General features: G+C 72.4%; 18 protein-coding genes and 1 pseudogene. 9 read left to right on the top strand and 10 right to left on the bottom strand.

All coding sequences use genetic code 11. The features are described from left to right. On the bottom strand, positions 1 to 1302 hold a 1302-nt coding region (locus HZS56_RS33810; protein WP_253915335.1), incomplete at its 3' end, for a serine/threonine-protein kinase. A 217-nt stretch (positions 1303 to 1519) separates the two neighbouring features. Here HZS56_RS33810 and HZS56_RS33805 point away from each other — a divergent pair. The 3 genes from HZS56_RS33805 (at position 1520) to HZS56_RS33795 (ending at position 4670) form a co-directional block, all read left to right on the top strand. Beyond that, positions 1520 to 2875 carry an aspartate aminotransferase family protein gene (locus HZS56_RS33805; protein ID WP_216724648.1) on the top strand — a complete coding sequence of 452 codons (1356 nt, stop codon included), beginning with the start codon at positions 1520 to 1522 and terminating at the stop codon, positions 2873 to 2875. Between the two features lie 197 nt (positions 2876 to 3072). Further along, complete coding sequence (locus HZS56_RS33800; RefSeq protein WP_216724647.1) at positions 3073 to 3804, top strand: GntR family transcriptional regulator; 732 nt, start codon at positions 3073 to 3075, stop codon at positions 3802 to 3804. 215 nt (positions 3805 to 4019) lie between these two features. Next, positions 4020 to 4670, top strand: coding sequence for a putative DNA-mimic protein (locus HZS56_RS33795; RefSeq protein ID WP_216724646.1), 651 nt, complete (start codon positions 4020 to 4022; stop codon positions 4668 to 4670). A 20-nt stretch (positions 4671 to 4690) separates the two neighbouring features. Here the strand turns inward: HZS56_RS33795 and HZS56_RS33790 are convergent, their stop codons facing one another. From HZS56_RS33790 to HZS56_RS33780, 3 genes are all read right to left on the bottom strand, one after another. Further along, positions 4691 to 4918 carry a hypothetical protein gene (locus tag HZS56_RS33790; RefSeq protein WP_216724645.1) on the bottom strand — a complete coding sequence of 76 codons (228 nt, stop codon included), beginning with the start codon at positions 4916 to 4918 and terminating at the stop codon, positions 4691 to 4693. A 147-nt stretch (positions 4919 to 5065) separates the two neighbouring features. Continuing rightward, complete coding sequence (locus tag HZS56_RS33785) at positions 5066 to 5590, bottom strand: DUF3515 family protein (protein WP_216724644.1); 525 nt, start codon at positions 5588 to 5590, stop codon at positions 5066 to 5068. A 211-nt stretch (positions 5591 to 5801) separates the two neighbouring features. Beyond that, complete coding sequence (locus HZS56_RS33780; RefSeq protein WP_216724643.1) at positions 5802 to 7085, bottom strand: adenylosuccinate synthase; 1284 nt, start codon at positions 7083 to 7085, stop codon at positions 5802 to 5804. 248 nt (positions 7086 to 7333) lie between these two features. Here HZS56_RS33780 and HZS56_RS33775 point away from each other — a divergent pair, with 248 nt between their 5' ends. Beyond that, positions 7334 to 8173, top strand: a complete 840-nt coding sequence (locus HZS56_RS33775) for a diacylglycerol kinase family protein (RefSeq protein ID WP_253915337.1) — start codon at positions 7334 to 7336, stop codon at positions 8171 to 8173. 72 nt (positions 8174 to 8245) lie between these two features. Here the strand turns inward: HZS56_RS33775 and HZS56_RS33770 are convergent, their stop codons facing one another. Next, entirely contained in the window at positions 8246 to 8839 is a 594-nt protein-coding gene (locus tag HZS56_RS33770) for a Uma2 family endonuclease (protein ID WP_216724642.1), read from the bottom strand. Positions 8840 to 8940: 101 nt separating this feature from the next. Next, positions 8941 to 9441 carry a GbsR/MarR family transcriptional regulator gene (locus HZS56_RS33765; RefSeq protein WP_216724641.1) on the bottom strand — a complete coding sequence of 167 codons (501 nt, stop codon included), beginning with the start codon at positions 9439 to 9441 and terminating at the stop codon, positions 8941 to 8943. 87 nt (positions 9442 to 9528) lie between these two features. Here HZS56_RS33765 and HZS56_RS33760 point away from each other — a divergent pair, with 87 nt between their 5' ends. The 4 genes from HZS56_RS33760 (at position 9529) to HZS56_RS33745 (ending at position 13109) form a co-directional block, all read left to right on the top strand. After that, positions 9529 to 10455: an ABC transporter ATP-binding protein gene (locus HZS56_RS33760; protein WP_216724640.1), complete on the top strand. Its 927-nt coding sequence runs from the start codon at positions 9529 to 9531 to the stop codon at positions 10453 to 10455. After that, a complete protein-coding gene (locus HZS56_RS33755; protein ID WP_216724639.1) occupies positions 10452 to 12083 on the top strand; it encodes an ABC transporter permease in 1632 nt (543 codons plus the stop codon). Before HZS56_RS33760 ends, HZS56_RS33755 begins: the two co-directional genes overlap by 4 nt. 237 nt (positions 12084 to 12320) lie before the next feature. After that, positions 12321 to 12785: a cupin domain-containing protein gene (locus tag HZS56_RS33750; protein ID WP_216724638.1), complete on the top strand. Its 465-nt coding sequence runs from the start codon at positions 12321 to 12323 to the stop codon at positions 12783 to 12785. A gap of 57 nt (positions 12786 to 12842) precedes the next feature. Further along, complete coding sequence (locus HZS56_RS33745; protein ID WP_216724637.1) at positions 12843 to 13109, top strand: hypothetical protein; 267 nt, start codon at positions 12843 to 12845, stop codon at positions 13107 to 13109. Here HZS56_RS33745 and HZS56_RS33740 read toward each other — a convergent pair. Then, the gene (locus HZS56_RS33740; protein ID WP_216724636.1) at positions 13092 to 14312 is read right to left on the bottom strand and encodes a cytochrome P450; all 1221 of its coding nucleotides are present in this window, start codon (positions 14310 to 14312) and stop codon (positions 13092 to 13094) included. The genes HZS56_RS33745 and HZS56_RS33740 overlap by 18 nt on opposite strands. A gap of 31 nt (positions 14313 to 14343) precedes the next feature. On the opposite strand from HZS56_RS33740, the pseudogene HZS56_RS33735 reads away from it, so the two are divergent. Further along, a pseudogene (locus HZS56_RS33735) lies at positions 14344 to 14877 on the top strand (GNAT family N-acetyltransferase); the annotation flags it as partial. Positions 14878 to 14988: 111 nt separating this feature from the next. Here HZS56_RS33735 and HZS56_RS33730 read toward each other — a convergent pair. The 3 genes from HZS56_RS33730 to HZS56_RS33720 are packed head-to-tail and all read right to left on the bottom strand — an operon-like array spanning position 14989 to position 17784. Beyond that, positions 14989 to 15663, bottom strand: a complete 675-nt coding sequence (locus tag HZS56_RS33730; RefSeq protein ID WP_216724634.1) for a response regulator — start codon at positions 15661 to 15663, stop codon at positions 14989 to 14991. After that, positions 15660 to 17084, bottom strand: coding sequence for a sensor histidine kinase (locus HZS56_RS33725; RefSeq protein WP_216724633.1), 1425 nt, complete (start codon positions 17082 to 17084; stop codon positions 15660 to 15662). Before HZS56_RS33725 ends, HZS56_RS33730 begins: the two co-directional genes overlap by 4 nt. A gap of 13 nt (positions 17085 to 17097) precedes the next feature. Further along, complete coding sequence (locus HZS56_RS33720; RefSeq protein ID WP_216724632.1) at positions 17098 to 17784, bottom strand: response regulator; 687 nt, start codon at positions 17782 to 17784, stop codon at positions 17098 to 17100. Positions 17785 to 17910: the final 126 nt, after the last annotated feature.

Below are 17910 nucleotides of genomic sequence, written 5' to 3'. Positions count from 1 at the left end.
GGGGGGGGGGGGGGGGGGGGGGGGGGGGGGGGGGGGGGGGGGGGGGGGGGGGGCGTGGGGGGGGGGGGGGGGGGGCGTGGGGGTGTGTGGGCCCGTGACGGCGGTGGGAGCGTGGCCCGGCGGGGCAGTGCCCGCCTCCATGCCGACGTCCGCACCCGCGTGAACACCGGCATCCGTACCCGCGTGTACGCCGACGTCCGCACCCGCGTGTACACCGGCATCCGCGCCCGCGTGCACACCTCCGCCGGCACTTCCGTGCGTAGATCCGTTCGCGAATCCGTCCGCGTCTCCGTTCGCGAATCCGTTCGCGTCTCCGTCCGTGCCCGCGCCGGTTTCCGGGGCCGACGGGGCGTCCGGGGCCTTCGGGACCTCCGGGCTCTCCGTGTCCAGCAGGCGTACCGCGTGCCGGCCCAGCTGGGCGACCAGGGGGCTGGGCAGCCACGGGTCGTGGGAGCGGCCGTCGGCGACCGTGTCCCGCGCGCCCGTGCGCTCCAGGACCTCCGCGAGACCGGGCCGCGCCGCCGGATCCTTCGCGAGGCAGTCCCGTACGAGGTGCACGAGGGCCTCCGGCACGCCCTCCAGGTCGGGCTCCTCCTGCGCGATGCGGAACATCAGCGCGTGCGCACCGCCACCGCCACCGGCCGCGGCGGTACCGAAGGGCAGCTTGCCGGTGGCGGCGAAGACGAGGACCGAGCCGAGGCAGAAGACGTCGGAGGCGGGCGTGATCCGGTCGCCGCGCACCTGCTCGGGCGCCATGAAGCCGGGCGAGCCGACGAGCGCCCCGGTACCGGTGACACCGCCGTCGGTCAGCGTCTCCAGGGCCCGCGCGATGCCGAAGTCGATGACGCGGGGGCCGTCGATGGTGACCAGGACGTTGGAGGGCTTGAGGTCGCGGTGGACGATCCCGGCGGCGTGGATGTCGCGCAGGGCGTGGGCCAGGCCGGCGGCCAGCGTGCGCACCGAGCGCTCCGGCAGGGGGCCGTAGTCGTGCCCGACGACCTGCTGGAGGCTGGGACCGGCGACGTAGCCGGTGGCGACCCACGGCACGGCGGCCTCCGTGTCGGCGTCCAGCACGGGCGCCGTCCAGTGGCCGCCGACCCGCCGCGCCGCCGCCACCTCGCGCCGGAACCGCTGCCGGAACTCCTCCCGCTCGGCCAGCTCCGCGCGCACCAGCTTGACGGCGACCGTGCGCCCGCGGTCCGAGCGGGCGAGGTGGACATGACCCATGCCACCCGCGCCCAGCCGCCCCAGCAGCCGGTACCCGCCTATCTGCCTCGGGTCCCCGTCCCCGAGCTCCTGCATGTCGCGCCGCCTTCCCCGCACGTGTCCCCCGCACGTGAGTACACGTGAACAACAGAGCGAGGATAGTGCGGTACGGGTGTACGGCGAGGGCGTCCCGGTCCACGGTTCGGTAACGGACGTGTCCGCCCGGTGCATCGACAACCTGTCGTGGAAAGCTCCGCACCTCAGACAGGACGCCGATTCCGTTTCCGCATCGCGGACATCTACGCTCGGCCGCATGACTCCTCAGCCCCACCCCCAGGCCGGCGCGGCCGTGAAGGCCGCGGACCGTGCGCACGTCTTCCACTCCTGGTCCGCGCAGGAGCTCATCGACCCGCTCGCCGTCGCCGGCGCGGAAGGGTCGTACTTCTGGGACTACGACGGGAAGCGCTACCTCGACTTCTCCAGCGGCCTCGTCTACACCAACATCGGCTACCAGCACCCCAGGGTCGTCGCCGCGATCCAGGAGCAGGCGGCTCGGATGACGACGTTCGCGCCCGCGTTCGCCGTCGAGGCGCGCTCGGAGGCGGCCCGGCTGATCGCCGAGCGGACCCCCGGCGACCTGGACAAGATCTTCTTCACCAACGGCGGCGCCGACGCCGTCGAGCACGCCCTGCGCATGGCCCGGCTGCACACCGGGCGCCCCAAGGTGCTCTCCGCCTACCGCTCGTACCACGGCGGCACCCAGCAGGCGGTCAACGTCACCGGCGACCCGCGCCGCTGGGCCTCCGACAGCGGCACGGCCGGTGTCGTGCACTTCTGGGCGCCGTTCCTGTACCGCTCGCGCTTCTACGCCGAGACCGAGGAGCAGGAGTGCGCGCGGGCGCTGGAGCACCTGGAGACGACGATCGCCTTCGAGGGCCCGGCGACGGTCGCCGCGATCGTCCTGGAGACGATCCCGGGCACCGCGGGGATCATGCTGCCGCCGGCCGGTTATCTGGCCGGGGTCCGCGAGATCTGCGACAAGTACGGGATCGTCTTCGTGCTCGACGAGGTCATGGCCGGGTTCGGACGGACCGGCACCTGGTTCGCCGCCGACCTGTACGACGTCGTGCCCGACCTGATGACCTTCGCCAAGGGCGTGAACTCGGGCTACGTCCCGCTCGGCGGCGTCGCGATCTCCGCCGAGATCGCCGCGACCTTCGCCGAGCGGCCCTACCCCGGCGGCCTGACCTACTCCGGGCACCCGCTGGCCTGCGCCGCCGCCGTCGCCACCCTCACGGTGATGGAGGAGGAGGGCATCGTCGAGCACGCCGCCCGGCTCGGGACCGACGTGGTCGGGCCGGCGCTGCGGGAGCTGGCCGAGCGCCACCCGAGCGTGGGCGAGGTCCGCGGGACCGGCATGTTCTGGGCGCTGGAACTGGTGCGCAGCCGGGAGACCCGCGAGCCGCTGGTGCCCTACAACGCGAGCGGCCAGGCGGCGGCCCCGATGTCGGCGTTCGCCGCCTCGGCCAAGGCGCACGGGGTGTGGCCGTTCGTGAACATGAACCGCACCCACGTGGTCCCGCCGTGCAACATCTCCGAGGCGGAGCTGAAGGAGGGCCTCGCGGTCCTGGACACGGCACTCTCCGTGGCGGACGAGTACACGGAGTAGGCCGGGAGCAGGCCTGGAGCGGGCCGGGCCCGGGCAGGGCGCGAGCGCGTAAGGTTGCGTGCTCGTACGTGCGTGCGCGGTTCACCGCGGTGGACCGCCGGGACACGCGCGTGCGCCTGTCGGCGTGCACCAGTGCGTGTGCACGCGCGGGTGCACGCGGGTGAGCACGCACCCGCACCGACGAGGAGACGCCCGACATGCCCGGCCCCAGCGGTACCGGTGCCGTCACGCGCAGCACCCTGCGGCAGCAGATCGCCGAAGCGCTCCGCGACGAGGTGCTGGCGGGACGGCTCCAGCCGGGGCAGGAGTTCACCGTCAAGGAGATCGCCGAGCAGTACGGGGTGTCCGCGACGCCCGTGCGCGAGGCCCTGGTCGACCTGTCGGCGCAGGGCCTGCTGGACGCCGACCAGCACCGGGGCTTCCGCGTCCACGAGTACTCGGCCGACGACTTCCGCGGCATGGTCCAGGCCCGCAGCCTCGTCACCGGCGGGATGTTCCTCGCCCTCGCCGACGACCTGCGCAACGGGCCCGACCCCGACGACCCGCGCGTCGCCGTCGCCCTCGCCGGGGTGCGCCGGCGCGGGGAGGAGGCCCAGCGTGCGGCCGCGGCCGGGGAGCTGACCGTCCTGATCGGCTACGACCTGCGTTTCTGGCGCGAGCTGGCCGCCCTGTTCGGCAACCCCTACCTCTCCGACTTCCTGCACCGGCTGCGCGTGCAGAGCTGGGTGTGCACGGTGCAGCATCTGCGCCGGCTCAGCGATCTGCGCGGCGCGCTGTGGTCCGGGCACACCGCGCTGGTCGACGCCCTCGCCCGCCGGGACGTGCCGGGCGCCCGTGCGCTCGTCGACGCGTACAACCGCCACTCGCTCGGCCTCATCGAGCGCCTCACCGGGCCGCTGCCCGAGCGGCTGCCCGAGCCCCCTTCCTGAGCGGCTCTCCGGGCGGTGCCGCGAGCGGTTCCCGGGCGACGACCCGCACCCGACGTGTCGTGCTCGGGCCCCAGATGGGTATGGGACCTGCACGCGATGCCCACCGACTACGCTTTCCGATCACCGTGCCCCACCACCTGATCGTCCTACCACCTGATCGTCCCGCCGCCTGATCACCGTGTCCGACCGCGCCGTGCTGTGTGAGGAGCCCTCTTTTGGCCTGTGACCTGTGGCTGGTACCGCTCGTCGACGTCTTGTGCCACACGCCGGACAACCCGTTTGCCGAAGAACTCGCGCAGTACGACAAGGTGCTGGCCGAGGCGGGGCTGCCCCCGGTGCCGGTGTACCAGTACATGCCGGGGCTCTCCGGCGAGGTCGCGCCGGTGGCCGGTTTCGACTACGACGCGCTGCACTTCCTGCGCCGGGCGTACCTGCTCCAGGTGTGCGGGCTGCCGGTGACGCCGGTGGACGAACTCGGCGGCGACTACGAGCAGTTGCTGGAGATGTTCGAGTCGACGGCCCAGCAGTCCCACCTGGTGTGGCACTACGACCACGCGGGCGCCTACGTCCCGGTCGACTTCCCGCACCCGCTCGCCAACGACGAACTCCTCGCGGGCGGCGGCCCGCTGGGCTCCTCGCACACCCTGCTGCGGGAGCTGGAGGCCGTCGCCCCGGCGCTCGGCATCGATCCGGCCAACCCGCCGGCGACGCCGCAGCCGCCGCTCGCGCCGACGGAGCTGGAGGAGCCCGCGGCGCCCGCGCCGTACGACTCCAGCCCCTTCGCCCGGGAGCGCCACGTGTGGCTGGGGCTGCACGCGGCGGCCACGCGGAGCCTGGCCCAGGGCTCGATGATCATCTTCAGCTGACTCCGGAGGCCGGCACGGACTCAGCCGCCGTCCGAGCCCGCACCCCCGATCAGCGAGATCACCGGCGGCCACAGCACACCGTCCGCCAGGAGCAGGGAAGGGCCCAGGTGTACGGGACACACGTGCAGCGGCGGCCGCTGGTACCGGGCGACCTCGAAGCGGGCCGGGTCGCCGCAGCCCGCGGCGCCGGACCCGGCACCGTAGGGGCCGTGGCAGGTATCGGCGGCGGCGCCGCGGCGGTCCGTCATGCCCACCCATCCGACACCCGGACGCCTGCGGGCGCCCGGCGGAGGGGGCCGAACGAAGGGGCCGGGGGCAGAACGGAGGGGCCGGGGCAGAACAGAGGGACCGGGCCGGACGAAAGGGCCGGGGCCGGGCGGCCGGAGCCCGGTGTCCTAGAGGACGTTGTCGGCCTCGTCCAGGCCGATGCACTTGCGCTCCTGCGGGAGCCACTTCACGGCCGGGTTCAGCTCGGTGAGGATGCCGCCGACCTCCTCGCGCGGGCCGTGGTACGTGAACTCCACGGCCGGTGAGCGTCCGTACGTCCGCAGGACGCTCACGCCGTCGCTCTTGAGCCGCTGCTCGTCCAGGACCCAGTCGACACCCTCGGCGGTGACGCAGAGGTTGACGTTGGGCTGCAGTTCCTCGGCGCCGCAGCGGAACACCGCCTTCTGGCCGCCCCAGGAGGCGACGCCGTCGCCCAGGGCCCAGTCGCGCGAGGCGCCGGGGATGTCGTCCGGGAGTCGGGAGACCACCTTGTCGCACTCGGGATCGCCGGCGTGCGGAGCGGCGGAGACGCGGTGGCCGTCGACGTAGAACAGCGCACCGGCGACGGCGACGACCGCCACCGTCAGCCAGATCCACACCCGCGCGGACGGCCTTCGGCGCAGGGCTGGGGGGAGGAGGTTGGTGATCCGCATGTTCCGCCGCCCGCTCCGCCCATCCGTTCCGTCCGTCAGCCCGTCCGCCGCGCCTGAGCCCCGCGCCCGGTCGGCCGGGGCTGAGCGCCGCGCCTGTCCGTCTCGCCCGGACCGCCTCACCGGGCCGTCCGGTGCCGGCGTCCGCCAGCGTAACCACCGGCCGGACGCCGACGGCCGGGGCCCCTGCGCGGGACCCCGGCCGCCCGGTCCGCTACAGGAACGAGTTGATCTCGATCGTCTCGTCCCGGCCCGGGCCCACGCCGATCGCGGAGATCGGGGCGCCGGACATCTCCTCCAGGGCCTTGACGTACGCCTGCGCGTTCTTCGGCAGGTCGGAGAAGGACTTCGCCTTGGTGATGTCCTCGCTCCAGCCGGGCAGCGTCTCGTAGACCGGCTTCGCGTGGTGGAAGTCGGACTGCGAGTACGGCAGCTCCTCGACGCGCCTGCCGTCGATCTCGTACGCCACGCAGACCGGGATCTGCTCCCAGCCGGTGAGGACGTCGAGCTTGGTGAGGAAGAAGTCGGTGAGGCCGTTGACGCGGGTGGCGTAGCGGGCGATCACGGCGTCGAACCAGCCGCAGCGGCGGTCGCGGCCGGTCGTCACACCGCGCTCGCCGCCGATGCGGCGCAGGGCCTCGCCGTCCTCGTCGAACAGCTCGGTCGGGAAGGGACCGGCGCCGACACGGGTCGTGTACGCCTTGAGGATGCCGATGACCCGGCTGATCTTCGTGGGGCCCACACCGGCGCCGGTGCAGGCGCCGCCCGCGGTCGGGTTGGACGAGGTGACGAAGGGGTACGTGCCGTGGTCGATGTCGAGCAGCGTGCCCTGGCCGCCCTCGAAGAGGACCACCTTGTCGTCGTCGAGGGCCTGGTTGAGGACCAGGACGGTGTCGGCGACGTACGGCGCGAGCTTGTCCGCGTAGCCCATCAGCTCCTCGACGACCTGGCCGGTGGCGATGGCGCGGCGGTTGTAGAGCTTGGTGAGCATCTGGTTTTTGACGTCGAGCGCCGCCTCCACCTTCTGGGTGAGGATCGACTCGTCGTAGAGGTCCTGGACGCGGATGCCCACGCGGTTGATCTTGTCGGCGTAGGTCGGGCCGATGCCGCGGCCGGTGGTGCCGATCTTGCGCTTGCCGAGGAAGCGTTCCGTCACCTTGTCGACGGTCACGTTGTACGGCGTGATGATGTGCGCGTTTCCGCTGATCAGGAGCTTGGACGTGTCGACGCCTCGCTCGTTCAGCCCGCTCAGCTCGGAGAACAGGACCGACGGGTCGACGACGACGCCGTTTCCGATGACCGGCGTGCAGCCGGGGGAGAGAATCCCGGAAGGGAGCAGGTGGAGGGCGTACTTCTGGTCGCCCACGACTACCGTGTGGCCGGCGTTGTTGCCGCCCTGGTAGCGCACCACATAGTCGACGGAACCACCGAGCAGGTCCGTCGCCTTTCCCTTGCCTTCGTCACCCCACTGAGCACCGAGCAGCACAAGTGCGGGCACGCGCGTACACCCCTTCCGGGCGGGGCATGTCCATGGTCGAGGGCGTATGCGACGGGTTTCCGCCACGTACACCGCGACCGTCGTTGGCCGCCAACCGTCGGACCGGGTGCCCCGGAATAGACGAAGCCCCTGGCGCAACAGCGCAAGGGGCTCTTGCACAAAGATGCTACCCGAGGAAGCGAGGCACGGCCGAGGTGGCGACTTCCGCGAGCTCTTCCGCCCATCCTCACGCGAGGTCCGATCCGCTTCTGGTGGTCGTCGATCCCGTTGCCCGGCGGACGGACGGGGAGTCCGTCCGGATCGCGAAGGACGTGCTCAGCGCGGGTGCGTCGCACACGAAGGTGTGTCTTGCGGACGACCCGGAGGAGTTCGCGCGGGCGCTGCGGCGGCGGGGTTCGCGGCGGCCGGTGGTGGTCGGTGACGACGGTGCGCTGCTGCGGGCCGTGGCTCTGCTGCACCGGCAGCGGGAGCTGGCGGGCTGCGCGCTGTCGGTGGTGCCGGTGGGGTCCGCGCTGGGTCTCGCCCGGTCCCTGGGGCTGCCGACGGGGGCGGTGGCGGCGGCGCGGGCCGTCCTCGACGGTGCGGAACGGCGCCTGGACCTGCTCGTCGACGACAGTGACGGGGTGGTGCTGGGAGAGGTGGGCATTCCGCCGGTTCCGGTGCCGGTTCCGGAGCCTGGGCGGGAGGACAGGGGTCACGGCCCGGGGGCGCTCCGTCCCTGGCTGCGGACCTGTCAGTCGCTCGTACGGACGCTGGCGTCCTCGCGTCCGGCGCGGAACGCCGTGCCGCCGGGGGCGGCCGGTCCGGCCCGGCTGCGGGTGGAGGTGGACGGGGTGACGCTGGTGGACCTGGACCAGTCGCTGGAGGCGCTCACGGTGATGCCGGGCGGCGGAGGGGTGGCCGTGGTGGAGGCTCGGCCGCTGTCGGTGGGCGCGCAGGCGTCGCCGCTGACGGCGAGCGGACGGAGGGTGACCGTGTCGGGGGCGCACTTCCGGTACCGGGCCGACGCGGTGGTGTGCGGGCCGGTGGGGACACGGACGTGGGTGGCGCGGGAGGGGGCGTGGGGACTGACGCTGCCCGCGGGGTAGGGCTGCTGGTGCTGCTGGTGCTGCTGGTGCTGCTGGTGCTGCTGGTGCTGCTGGTGCTGCTGGTGCTGCTGGTCAGGGTGCCTTGAAGCCGGTGGTGTCCAGCAGGCAGTCGAACGGGGCGGGGATCAGGAGCTTCTCGCCGAAGGGCCTGGTGACACGCGACTCGTATCCCTTGGCGGACGGCGTCCACAGAACCGTGGCCTGCTCCTCCTGCATGTCGAGGAGCAGGTAGACGGGGACACCGGCGCGTCCGTAGACCTCGATCTTGTCGGTGAGGTCGGTGTCCCGGGTGGAGGAGGAGGTCAGCTCGGCGACGAAGGAGAGAGCTTCGCCATCGAGGTGGGTGCTGGTCTGTCGGCTGACGCTCCGGTGCCCCGCGTGAATGTCTGGCCCGAACGCGCGCTCGGCTCCCGGAAACGCGTAGAGGAAAGGCCCGTAGCTGATCCGGTGCTCTTCCGGTAGATGCGGCCTGAGCTGCTCGCACGCCAGTTCCATGACGTCGAGGTAATACCCCTTGGACCACGGCGACCCGACGATGTTCCCCTTGATGATCTCGGCCTTGGAGCCGTCGGGCACGACCAGCGCGTCGAGGGTCTGCAGCAACTCCTCGAAGCTCTGGGACTCAGTGGTACCGCTCATCGTCGGTCGCTCCGCCATGACTGTCATGATGCGCCCTCCCCGTGATACGGACCAGTCGCAACCCAGAGCAGCCGATTGATTACGTCCTCTTCTCTGTTTCTCCGTTTCTCTGTTTTCCGGATCACCGTTCATCCCCGCCCGAACCTTTCCTCCCGCTGCACCCGCCAGCGTTCCATCATCGCCACGATCTCCCCGTCGACGAACTCGAAGAAAGCGAGCGTCTCGGCCATGCGCCGGCCCGCCGGGGTGCCGGCGCCGAGGCTGTCGACACCCTCGCGCAGGGCGCTCTCCCAGCGCTTGAGGACGGCCTCGCGGTTGGTGAGCGCCTCGTACCACTGGTTGCTGTGCACCCGGTAGCGCTCACGGCGTGAACCGGGTTCGCGCTCGCGGGAGACCATGTGCTGCTGGGAGAGGTAGCGCACGGCGCCGGACACGGCGGCCGGGCTGACCCGGAGGCTCTCGCCGAGCTCCGCCGAGGTCAGCGTGCCCGAGTCGGAGGCCAGCAGGGCGGCGAAGACCCGGGCCGGCATGCGCTGCATCCCGGCCTCGACGAGCTGGGCCGCGAAGCCCTCCACGAACTTCGACACCGCCTCGGGGTCGCGCCCCGCCTCCGCTGGTTCCGTCGTCATCCGTCGATCATCCCTCACCCGCGCCGCACAGCATCCTGACGGTTCCTTAACTTCACAAGTTTCTGAAGGAAGCGTAATTTCCGAATCATGACGAAGGCAATCAGCGTCTCCGGACTGCACAAGGCGTTCGGACGCACGCACGCTCTGGACGGGCTCGACCTGGAGGTCGCGTCCGGCGAGGTCCACGGGTTCCTCGGACCCAACGGAGCCGGCAAGTCCACCACCGTCCGGGTGCTGCTCGGCCTGCTGCGCGCCGACTCCGGCGCCGCACAGGTGCTCGGGCGCGATCCGTGGGCGGACGCGGTGGAGGTGCACCGGCGGATCGCGTACGTCCCCGGCGACGTGACGCTGTGGCGCAACCTCTCCGGCGGCGAGGTCATCGACCTCTACGGCCGCCTGCGCGGCGGACTGGACGCCCGGCGGCGCGCGGAGCTGGTCGAGCGCTTCGAACTCGACCCGGCCAAGAAGGGCCGCACCTACTCCAAGGGCAACCGCCAGAAGGTGGCCCTGGTGGCCGCCTTCGCCTCCGACGTCGACCTGCTGATCCTCGACGAACCCACCTCCGGACTCGACCCGCTGATGGAGGGGGTCTTCCGGCGCTGCGTGGCGGAGGAGCGCGAGCGCGGCCGGACGGTGCTGCTCTCCTCCCACATCCTCAGCGAGGTCGAGGAGCTGTGCGACCGGGTCAGCATCATCCGCAAGGGGCGGACCGTCGAGAGCGGCTCGCTCGCCGACCTGCGTCACCTGACCCGGACCAGCGTCACCGCCGAACTCGCGGGCGCCCCGAACGGGCTCGCCCACCTGCCGGGCGTCCACGACCTCGACGTCCGGGGACACCGCGTCCGGCTCCAGGTCGACACCGACAAGCTGGACGCCGTCCTCAAGTCGCTGAGCGAGACCGGCGTGCGCTCGCTGACGTCGACGCCGCCGACGCTGGAGGAGCTGTTCCTGCGGCACTACCAGGCCGGGAACGCCGGGGACACCCGGGCCGGCGCGGAGGTGACGGGCCGATGACCGCCACCACCGACGCCGACGCCGACGCCGACACCACGGCCCTCGCGGCCCGGTCCGGCGGCTCGCGCCAACTGGCCGGCACCGGCACGCTGCTGCGCTTCGCGCTGCGCCGCGACCGCGTGCTGATCCCCGTCTGGGTCGCGGTGAACGCGCTCATGGTGCTGTCCATGCCGGGCACCATCAGGGGCCTGTACGGCACGGCCGCGGAGCGCGCCGAGCTGATGCGGCAGACGGAGACCAACGCCTCGCTGCGGGCGCTGGTCGGCCCCGTCTTCGACGACGGCCTCGGCGCGCTCACCGCCTGGCGCGTCGGCCTGTACGCCGGCGCGCTCGCCGCTGTGATGAGCCTGCTGATCGTCGTACGCCACACCCGCGACGAGGAGGAGAGCGGACGGCAGGAGGTCGTCGCCTCAGGCATGGTGGGGCGCCGGGCCCCGCTGACGGCGGCGCTGCTCGCGGCGGCGGTCGCCAACGCCGCCCTGGCCCTGCTGGTCGCCGCCGGACTGGCCGGGCAGGGGGCGGCCGGCGCGCTCGCCCTCGGTCTCGGGGTCGCGGGCGTCGGGATGCTCTTCGCGACCACGGCGGCGATCGTCGCCCAGCTCACCGAGAGCGCACGGCTGGCCCGGGGGCTGACGGCGGCGGTACTGGGCGGGGCCTTCCTGCTGCGTGCCGCGGGCGACGCGGGGACGGACGACGGGGCGTCGGTCCTGACGTGGGTGTCGCCGCTGGGCTGGCTGGAGAACGTGCGGGCCTTCGCGGACGAGCGGTGGTGGGTACTGCTGCTGCTCGCGGGCGCGGCCGTCGCACAGGGGGCGCTGGCCTATGCCCTGGCCGGGCGCCGGGACCTCGGCATGAGCTTTCTGCCGACCCGCCCGGGACCGGCCGCGGGGCGCCTGCGCACGGCCGGCGCGCTGGCCTGGCGGCTGCAGCGGGGCAGCGTCGTCGGCTGGAGCACCGGCTTCCTCCTCGCCGGGGTCGTCTACGGCGGGATGACGGAGGGCGCGGCCGATCTGGTCGGGGACAACGAACAGGCCCGCGCGGTCGTCGAGCGGATGGGCGGGCAGGCCGGGCTCACCGACGCGTTCGTGTCGGCGATGGTCGGGATGCTCGGGCTGGTCGCCGCGCTGTACGTGGTGGCGTCGGTGCTGCGGCTCAGCAGCGAGGAGACGTCGGGGCGCGCGGAACCGGTGCTCGCGGGTGCGGTGGGCCGGCTGCGGTGGGCGGCGGGGCACCTGGTGATCGCCTTCGGCGGTGCGGCCCTCATCATGCTGCTCGCCGGGCTCGGTTTCGCGGCCGGGTACGGGCGGGACCTCGGGCCGATCCTGGGCGCGTGCCTGGTGCAGTTGCCGGCGGTGTGGGTGATCGGCGGGGCCGCGGTGCTGCTGCACGGGCTGCTGCCCCGGGCGGCGGTGGCCGCGTGGGCCGTCGCCGGCGCGGTGCTGCTGCTCGGCTGGGTCGGACCGGCGCTGGAGGTGCCGCAGACCGTGCTGGACATGTCGCCGTACGGACACCTGCCGAAGCTGCCGGGCGGGGAGATGAGCTGGGCACCGGTGCCGGTGCTGGTCCTGATCGCGGGGGCGCTGGTGGGGGCGGGGCTCGCCGGGTTGCGGCGGCGGGATCTGACGTGACGTCGGGGGATCGGTCCGGGCCTACGGGTCCGGGCCGACGGGTCCGGGCTACGGGTCCGGGCCGGGCCGGGCGGCGGAATCCGGACAGATCCGCGAGGCCTCTTGCGCGGGGGTAACGGAGCGGAAATAGTTGAACGGTGAACTATAGGGCGGTCGGTCGGTGTTCACGACCGGCCGGCCCTGCCGTCGTCCGTGCGTGAAGAAGTCGTCCGTGCGTGAAGAAGAGGGAGCACTCACATGAGCGTCGCACTCGTACGCAACCCCGGCGAAGGCACCCGCTACCGCTACTACGACAGCGTGCAGGAACAGGTCGTGTCGCACACCGAGACCCTGGGAGTCGTCAGCGTCGCCCGGCTGACCATGCGTCGCTCGGACGCACCGCCCCTGCACGTGCACAGCCGCGAGGACGAGAGCTGGGTGGTGCTGTCCGGCCGTGTCCGCTTCTGGGTCGGCTCGGCCACGCTCGACGCGTGCGAGGTGCACGACGCCGGGGCCGGCGCCTACGTCTTCGGCCCCCGGTCGGTCCCCCACACCCTGCAGCCGCTCACCACGACGGCGGAGGTGCTGGTCATCAACAATCCGGGCGCGATCGAGGGCTACTTCCGCTCGGTCGGCCACGCCGACGCGCGGCACGACCTGGACCACGCGGACGGACTCGCCCGCTACGGCGTGACCCTCCTGGACGGCCCGCCCCCTGCGTAGCACCTCCCGCACCACTGCGAGGAAACCGGCACAGGGGCCGGTGGCGTCCTCAACTGCATGAAACGAGACGCGGTGACGTACGGCGGGTGCCTGGTGTCGATGGGGGGCGCCGCGGGGGCCGTGTGGCTGTGGGGTGCCTCGGGCCGCACGCAGCGGCATCTCGGCAACGGGTTCGAGAGCAACGGGCAGGACTTCGGGGCCGTCCTCACCGAGCTGCCGTTGGTCTTCCTCGCCGGGGCCCTCGTGCCCGCCGTGGTGTGGGGGCTCGGCGCCTGGCTGCTGGGGCGGCGCCGGCGCCCCGAGTCGTCACAGTTCCACGCGTAGCCCCGTCAGGCCCCGCATCACGAAGTTGGGTCTGCGTTCCGGTTCCGCCGCGAGCCGCAGGGTCGGGGCCGCCTCCAGCAGGGACGTCATCGACGCCGCCAGCTCGATGCGGGCCAGCGGGGCGCCGATGCAGTAGTGGATGCCGGCGCTGAAGGAGATGTGGGGGTTGTCCCGGCGGGTGAGGTCGAGGCGTTCCGGGTCGGTGAAGACGGCCGGGTCGTGGTTGGCCGAACCGAACAGCATCGCCACCTCCGCGCCGCGCGGGAGGACCGTGCCGTCGATCTCGATCTCGTCGAGGACCCAGCGTTCGAAGAGCTGGAGCGGGGTGTCGTAGCGCATCAGCTCCTCGACGGCGGACGGGACGAGGGAGCGGTCGGCGCGCAGGGCCGCGAGCTGGCCGGGGTTGCGGAAGAGCGCCAGCCAGCCGTTGGTGGTGGCGTTGACCGTGGCCTCGTGACCGGCGTTCAGGAGCAGGACGCAGGTCGAGATCATCTCCTGCTCGGTGAGACGGTCGTCGTCCTCGTCGTGGGCGGCGATCAGGCCGGAGATCAGGTCGTCGCCGGGCTCCTCTCGGCGGGCGGCGATCAGGGCCCGCAGGTACTCCGAGAAGTCGAGGGACGCCCGGACCGCCTTCGCCGCCGTCTCCTCGGACGGGTTCAGCTCGTACATCCCGCAGATCTCCGCCGACCAGGGGCGCAGCGGGGCCCGGTCGGACTCCGGGATGCCCAGCATCTCGGCGATCACGGCGACCGGCAGCGGCTCGGCCACGTCCGTGAGCAGGTCGCCGCCGCCCGCCGCGACCAGCCGGGACACCAGGTCGTCCGCCAGCCCGTGCACGTACGGCTTCAGACGCTCCACCGTGCGCGGTGTGAACGCCTTCGACACCAGGCGCCGGATCCTGGTGTGGTCCGGGGGCTCCAGGTCGAGCATGCCGTGGTCGTTGAGCGTGTGGAAGGGCTCGTGCTCCGGCGGGGGCGGGGTGCGGCCGAACTCCTCGTGCGAGAAACGGTGCTGGTACGTCCGGCCGAGCCGGCGGTCGCGCAGCAGCGCCGACACGTCCGCGTGGTGCGGGACCAGCCACTGGTCGCTCGGCTCGTAGTAGAGCACGCGGCCCCGGGCCCGCAGCTCGGCGAAGGCGGGGTAGGGGTCGGCGACGAAGGTGGGGTCCCACGGGTCGAACGCGAGGTCGGACTCAACCGTCATGGACGGACAATAGAAAACGAAGAGCCGCACGCGAAAGGGGACGGACATGTCCGAGGTGCGCCAGGCCCTCGTCACCGACCACCGCACGATCGTCGAATGCGTACGGAGGTGGTGGAGCGACTCACGCACACCGGAGCAGGCCCACGAGTTGTCCCTGCTGCTGCCGAAGCTGTTCCTGCAGTTCTTCGCCGGCACCAGCCTGGTGCTGGAGGACGACACCGGTATCAGGGCGTTCCTGGTCGGCTTCTACTCCGCCGACAACGAGAACGAGGCATACATCCACTTCGTGGGAGTTGATCCGGCGCTGCGTGGGCAAGGCGTGGCCCGCGGGCTCTACACGACGTTTCTTCAACGGGCCGCCGAGGCCGAGCGCCGGCACGTGCGTGCGATCACCTCGCCCGCGAACACCGGGTCCATCGCGTTCCACCGGGCCATGGGCTTCGCAGTGGAAGAAGGCGATCACCTGGTCGACGGCCTGCCCGTGCACAGCGACTACGACGGTCCCGGTCAGAACCGTGTGTGCTTCCACATGGAACTCACGCCCCGGCCCGGGAGCGCCGCTTGACTCCCGGGTGGGGGACACGGAGTCGCGGATGGCCGTACGGGTGACCAACTCCGCCATGTCGACGCAGGTGCCGCCGTCGCCACCGCCGGTACGGTGCGAGGTCGGTGCCGGTCAGCCCGGGGCGACCAGGCGGACCTCGTAGGCGAAGACCGCTGCCTGGGTGCGGTCGCGCAGGCCGAGCTTCACCAGGATGCGGCTCACGTGGGTCTTGATCGTCGACTCGGCGACCACCAGGCGCCCGGCGATCTCCGCGTTCGACAGGCCCTGTGCGATGAGGACCAGGACCTCCGTCTCGCGCTCGGTCAGGTCACCGTACGCCGCCTGGGCCGAGGGCATCAGACGCGGGGCGTCGGAGAGCTTGGAGAACTCGGTGATCAGGCGCTTGGTGATCGAGGGTGCGAGAAGGGCTTCCCCGGCCGCCACCACCCGGACACCGTCCGCGAGCTGGCGGGCCGAGGCGTCCTTGAGGAGGAAGCCGGAAGCGCCCGCGCGCAGTGCCTGGTACACGTACTCGTCGAGGTCGAAGGTGGTGAGGACCAGCACCTTCGACGTGCTGTCCGCCGCCACGATCTCCCGCGTCGCCTCGATGCCGTTCAGCTCGGGCATGCGGATGTCCATCAGGACGACGTCCGGGGACAGCTCGCGGACCTTCGCGACGGCCTCCCGGCCGTTGACCGCCTCGCCGACGACCTCGATGCCCGGCATCGCGTTGAGCAGGACCGAGAACCCCTCGCGCACCATCATCTGGTCGTCGGCGATCAGTACCCGGATCGTGTGGTCCGTCATGCGTCGTCCTCGTTCGCTGCGGTGACCGGCAGGAACACCGCCACCTCGTAGCCGCCGTCGTCGGTGGGGCCCGCCGTCATCTCGCCGTTCAGCATCGACACCCGCTCCCGCATGCCGGTGACCCCGTGTCCGGCGCCGGGCGAGGGCTTGACCAGCGTGTTCTGGGGGATGGCGGTGTTGACGACACGCAGGCCCAGGCCGCCCAGGACGTAGGAGACCTCGACCCTGGCCGTGGCTCCGGGCGCGTGCCGCAGACTGTTGCTCAGGGCCTCCTGCACGATCCGGTACGCCGACAGCTCCACGCCGGGCGGCAGTTCACGCACCGCGCCGGTCACCGCCTTGTCCACGGCCAGGCCCGCCTCCCGCACGTTGTCCAGCAGGGCGTCCAGGTCGGCGAGGGTCGGCTGCGGGGCGTCCGGCGCCTCGTAGTCCTCGGCGCGGACCACGCCGAGGACGCGGCGCAGCTCGGTGAGCGCGGCCACCGCGTTCTCCCGGATGGTGGCGAAGGCCCGCTCCAGCTCCTCCGGCGGATCCTCCACCCGGTAGGGCGCGGCCTCGGCCTGGATCGCGACCACCGACATGTGGTGCGCGACCACGTCGTGCAGCTCGCGGGCGATGTTCGTGCGCTCCTCGAGCAGGGTGCGCCGGGACCGCTCGTGCGCGGTGACCGTCTGCTGCGCGGTCACCTGCTCCTGCGCGATGTGCCGGACGTGCCAGAGGCAGACCAGCAGCAGGGCGAACGCGGACGACACCATCATGGGCGCGCCGTTCGTGTAGTAGTACGAGCCGCCGAAGAGCGCGTCCGAGAGCAGGGCGTACGCGGTAGTGAGGACCCACATCCAGACCGCCGTACGGGGCCGGGTGCGCAGCGCGACGACGACCAGCACCACGAGGTGGCAGACCAGCGCGCCGGGTATCCACGGCCAGTCCCGTCCGTCGCCGTTGATGAGCGCGCCGACGGGAGCCACCGCGACGGACAGCCAGAACGCGCCGATCGGCCGGACCAGCGTGGCGACCACGGGGAGGGCACACAGTACGCCGGTCAGCAGGGCCAGCGCGTCACCGCCGGGCAGACCGCCCGCCACCGCGCCGATGATCAGGGCGAGCAGCGCGGCCGCCGCCACCACCGCGTGCGGGAGGTGCCGCGCGGCCTGCCGCAGCCGGCCGGGCAGCCGGCGGACGAACGGGCCGTCGGTGCGCCGGGGCGGCAGCGGGCGGTAGGCGAAGGGGTCGTGGAACAGGTCCTGTTGCAGCCCCCGCAGGGCGTTCCGGAACAGCCGGTACTCCGGGCTGCGGGTGCCGTTGCCGGCCTGCTGGTGAGTCGTCTCGGTCACGTCCACACCGTAGGCCGAGCGGGTGAGGGCGGTCGTCCCCGCGCAGACGGGTTCCCGGGCGTCCCTCTCAGGTACTACGCGGACCACGACCCGTCGCTCCTCAGTATCCCGAGGGGCGCACCAGGCCCGACTCGTAGGCGAAGACCGCCGCCTGGGTGCGGTCCCTGAGCCCCAGCTTCACCAGGATCCTGCCCACGTGCGTCTTCACCGTCTGTTCGGCGACCACCAGGCGCTGGGCGATCTCCGCGTTCGACAGGCCCTGTGCGATCAGGGCGAGGACCTCCGTCTCCCGCCCGGTCAGGTCGCCGACGCGGGCCCTCAGCGGGGCGCGCGGGCGATCGTCCAGCCGGGAGAACTCGGCGATCAGCCGCCGGGTGATGCCCGGTGCGAGGAGGGCGTCCCCGGCCGCCACCACCCGGACCGCCTCGGCGAGCTGGTCGGCCGACGCGTCCTTCAGCAGGAACCCGGACGCCCCGGCCCGCAGCGCCTCGTACACGTACTCGTCGAGGTCGAAGGTGGTCAGCACGAGCACCCTGATGTCCGGAGTCGAGCCGGTGATCCGGCGGGTCGCCTCGATGCCGCCCAGCTCGGGCATGCGGATGTCCATCAGGACGACGTCGGGGGACAGCTCGGCGACCTTCTCGATCGCGTCCAGGCCGTCCACCGCCTGCCCGATCACCTCGATGCCGGGCTGGGTGTTGAGCAGCACGGTGAATCCCTGCCGGACCATCTGCTGGTCGTCGGCGATCAGCACGCGGATCACGCGGCCGTTGCTGCTGGTCGTCATCGGGTGTCGTCCTCGGTGGGGTTCGGATCGCGGGCCCCGGCGCGGTCAGGGGGCTCGGCAGCGGAGGTGGGGTGGGCGGAGGGCTCGGAGCCGGAGGCGGTGGGAGCAGAGGGCTCGGAGCCGGAG

The organism is Streptomyces mayonensis (assembly GCF_018982965.1).
Classification (GTDB): Bacteria; Actinomycetota; Actinomycetes; order Streptomycetales; family Streptomycetaceae; genus Streptomyces; species Streptomyces mayonensis.
The sequence above is the reverse complement of the archived record's forward strand: the minus strand, read 5'-3'. Positions and strand labels throughout refer to the sequence as shown.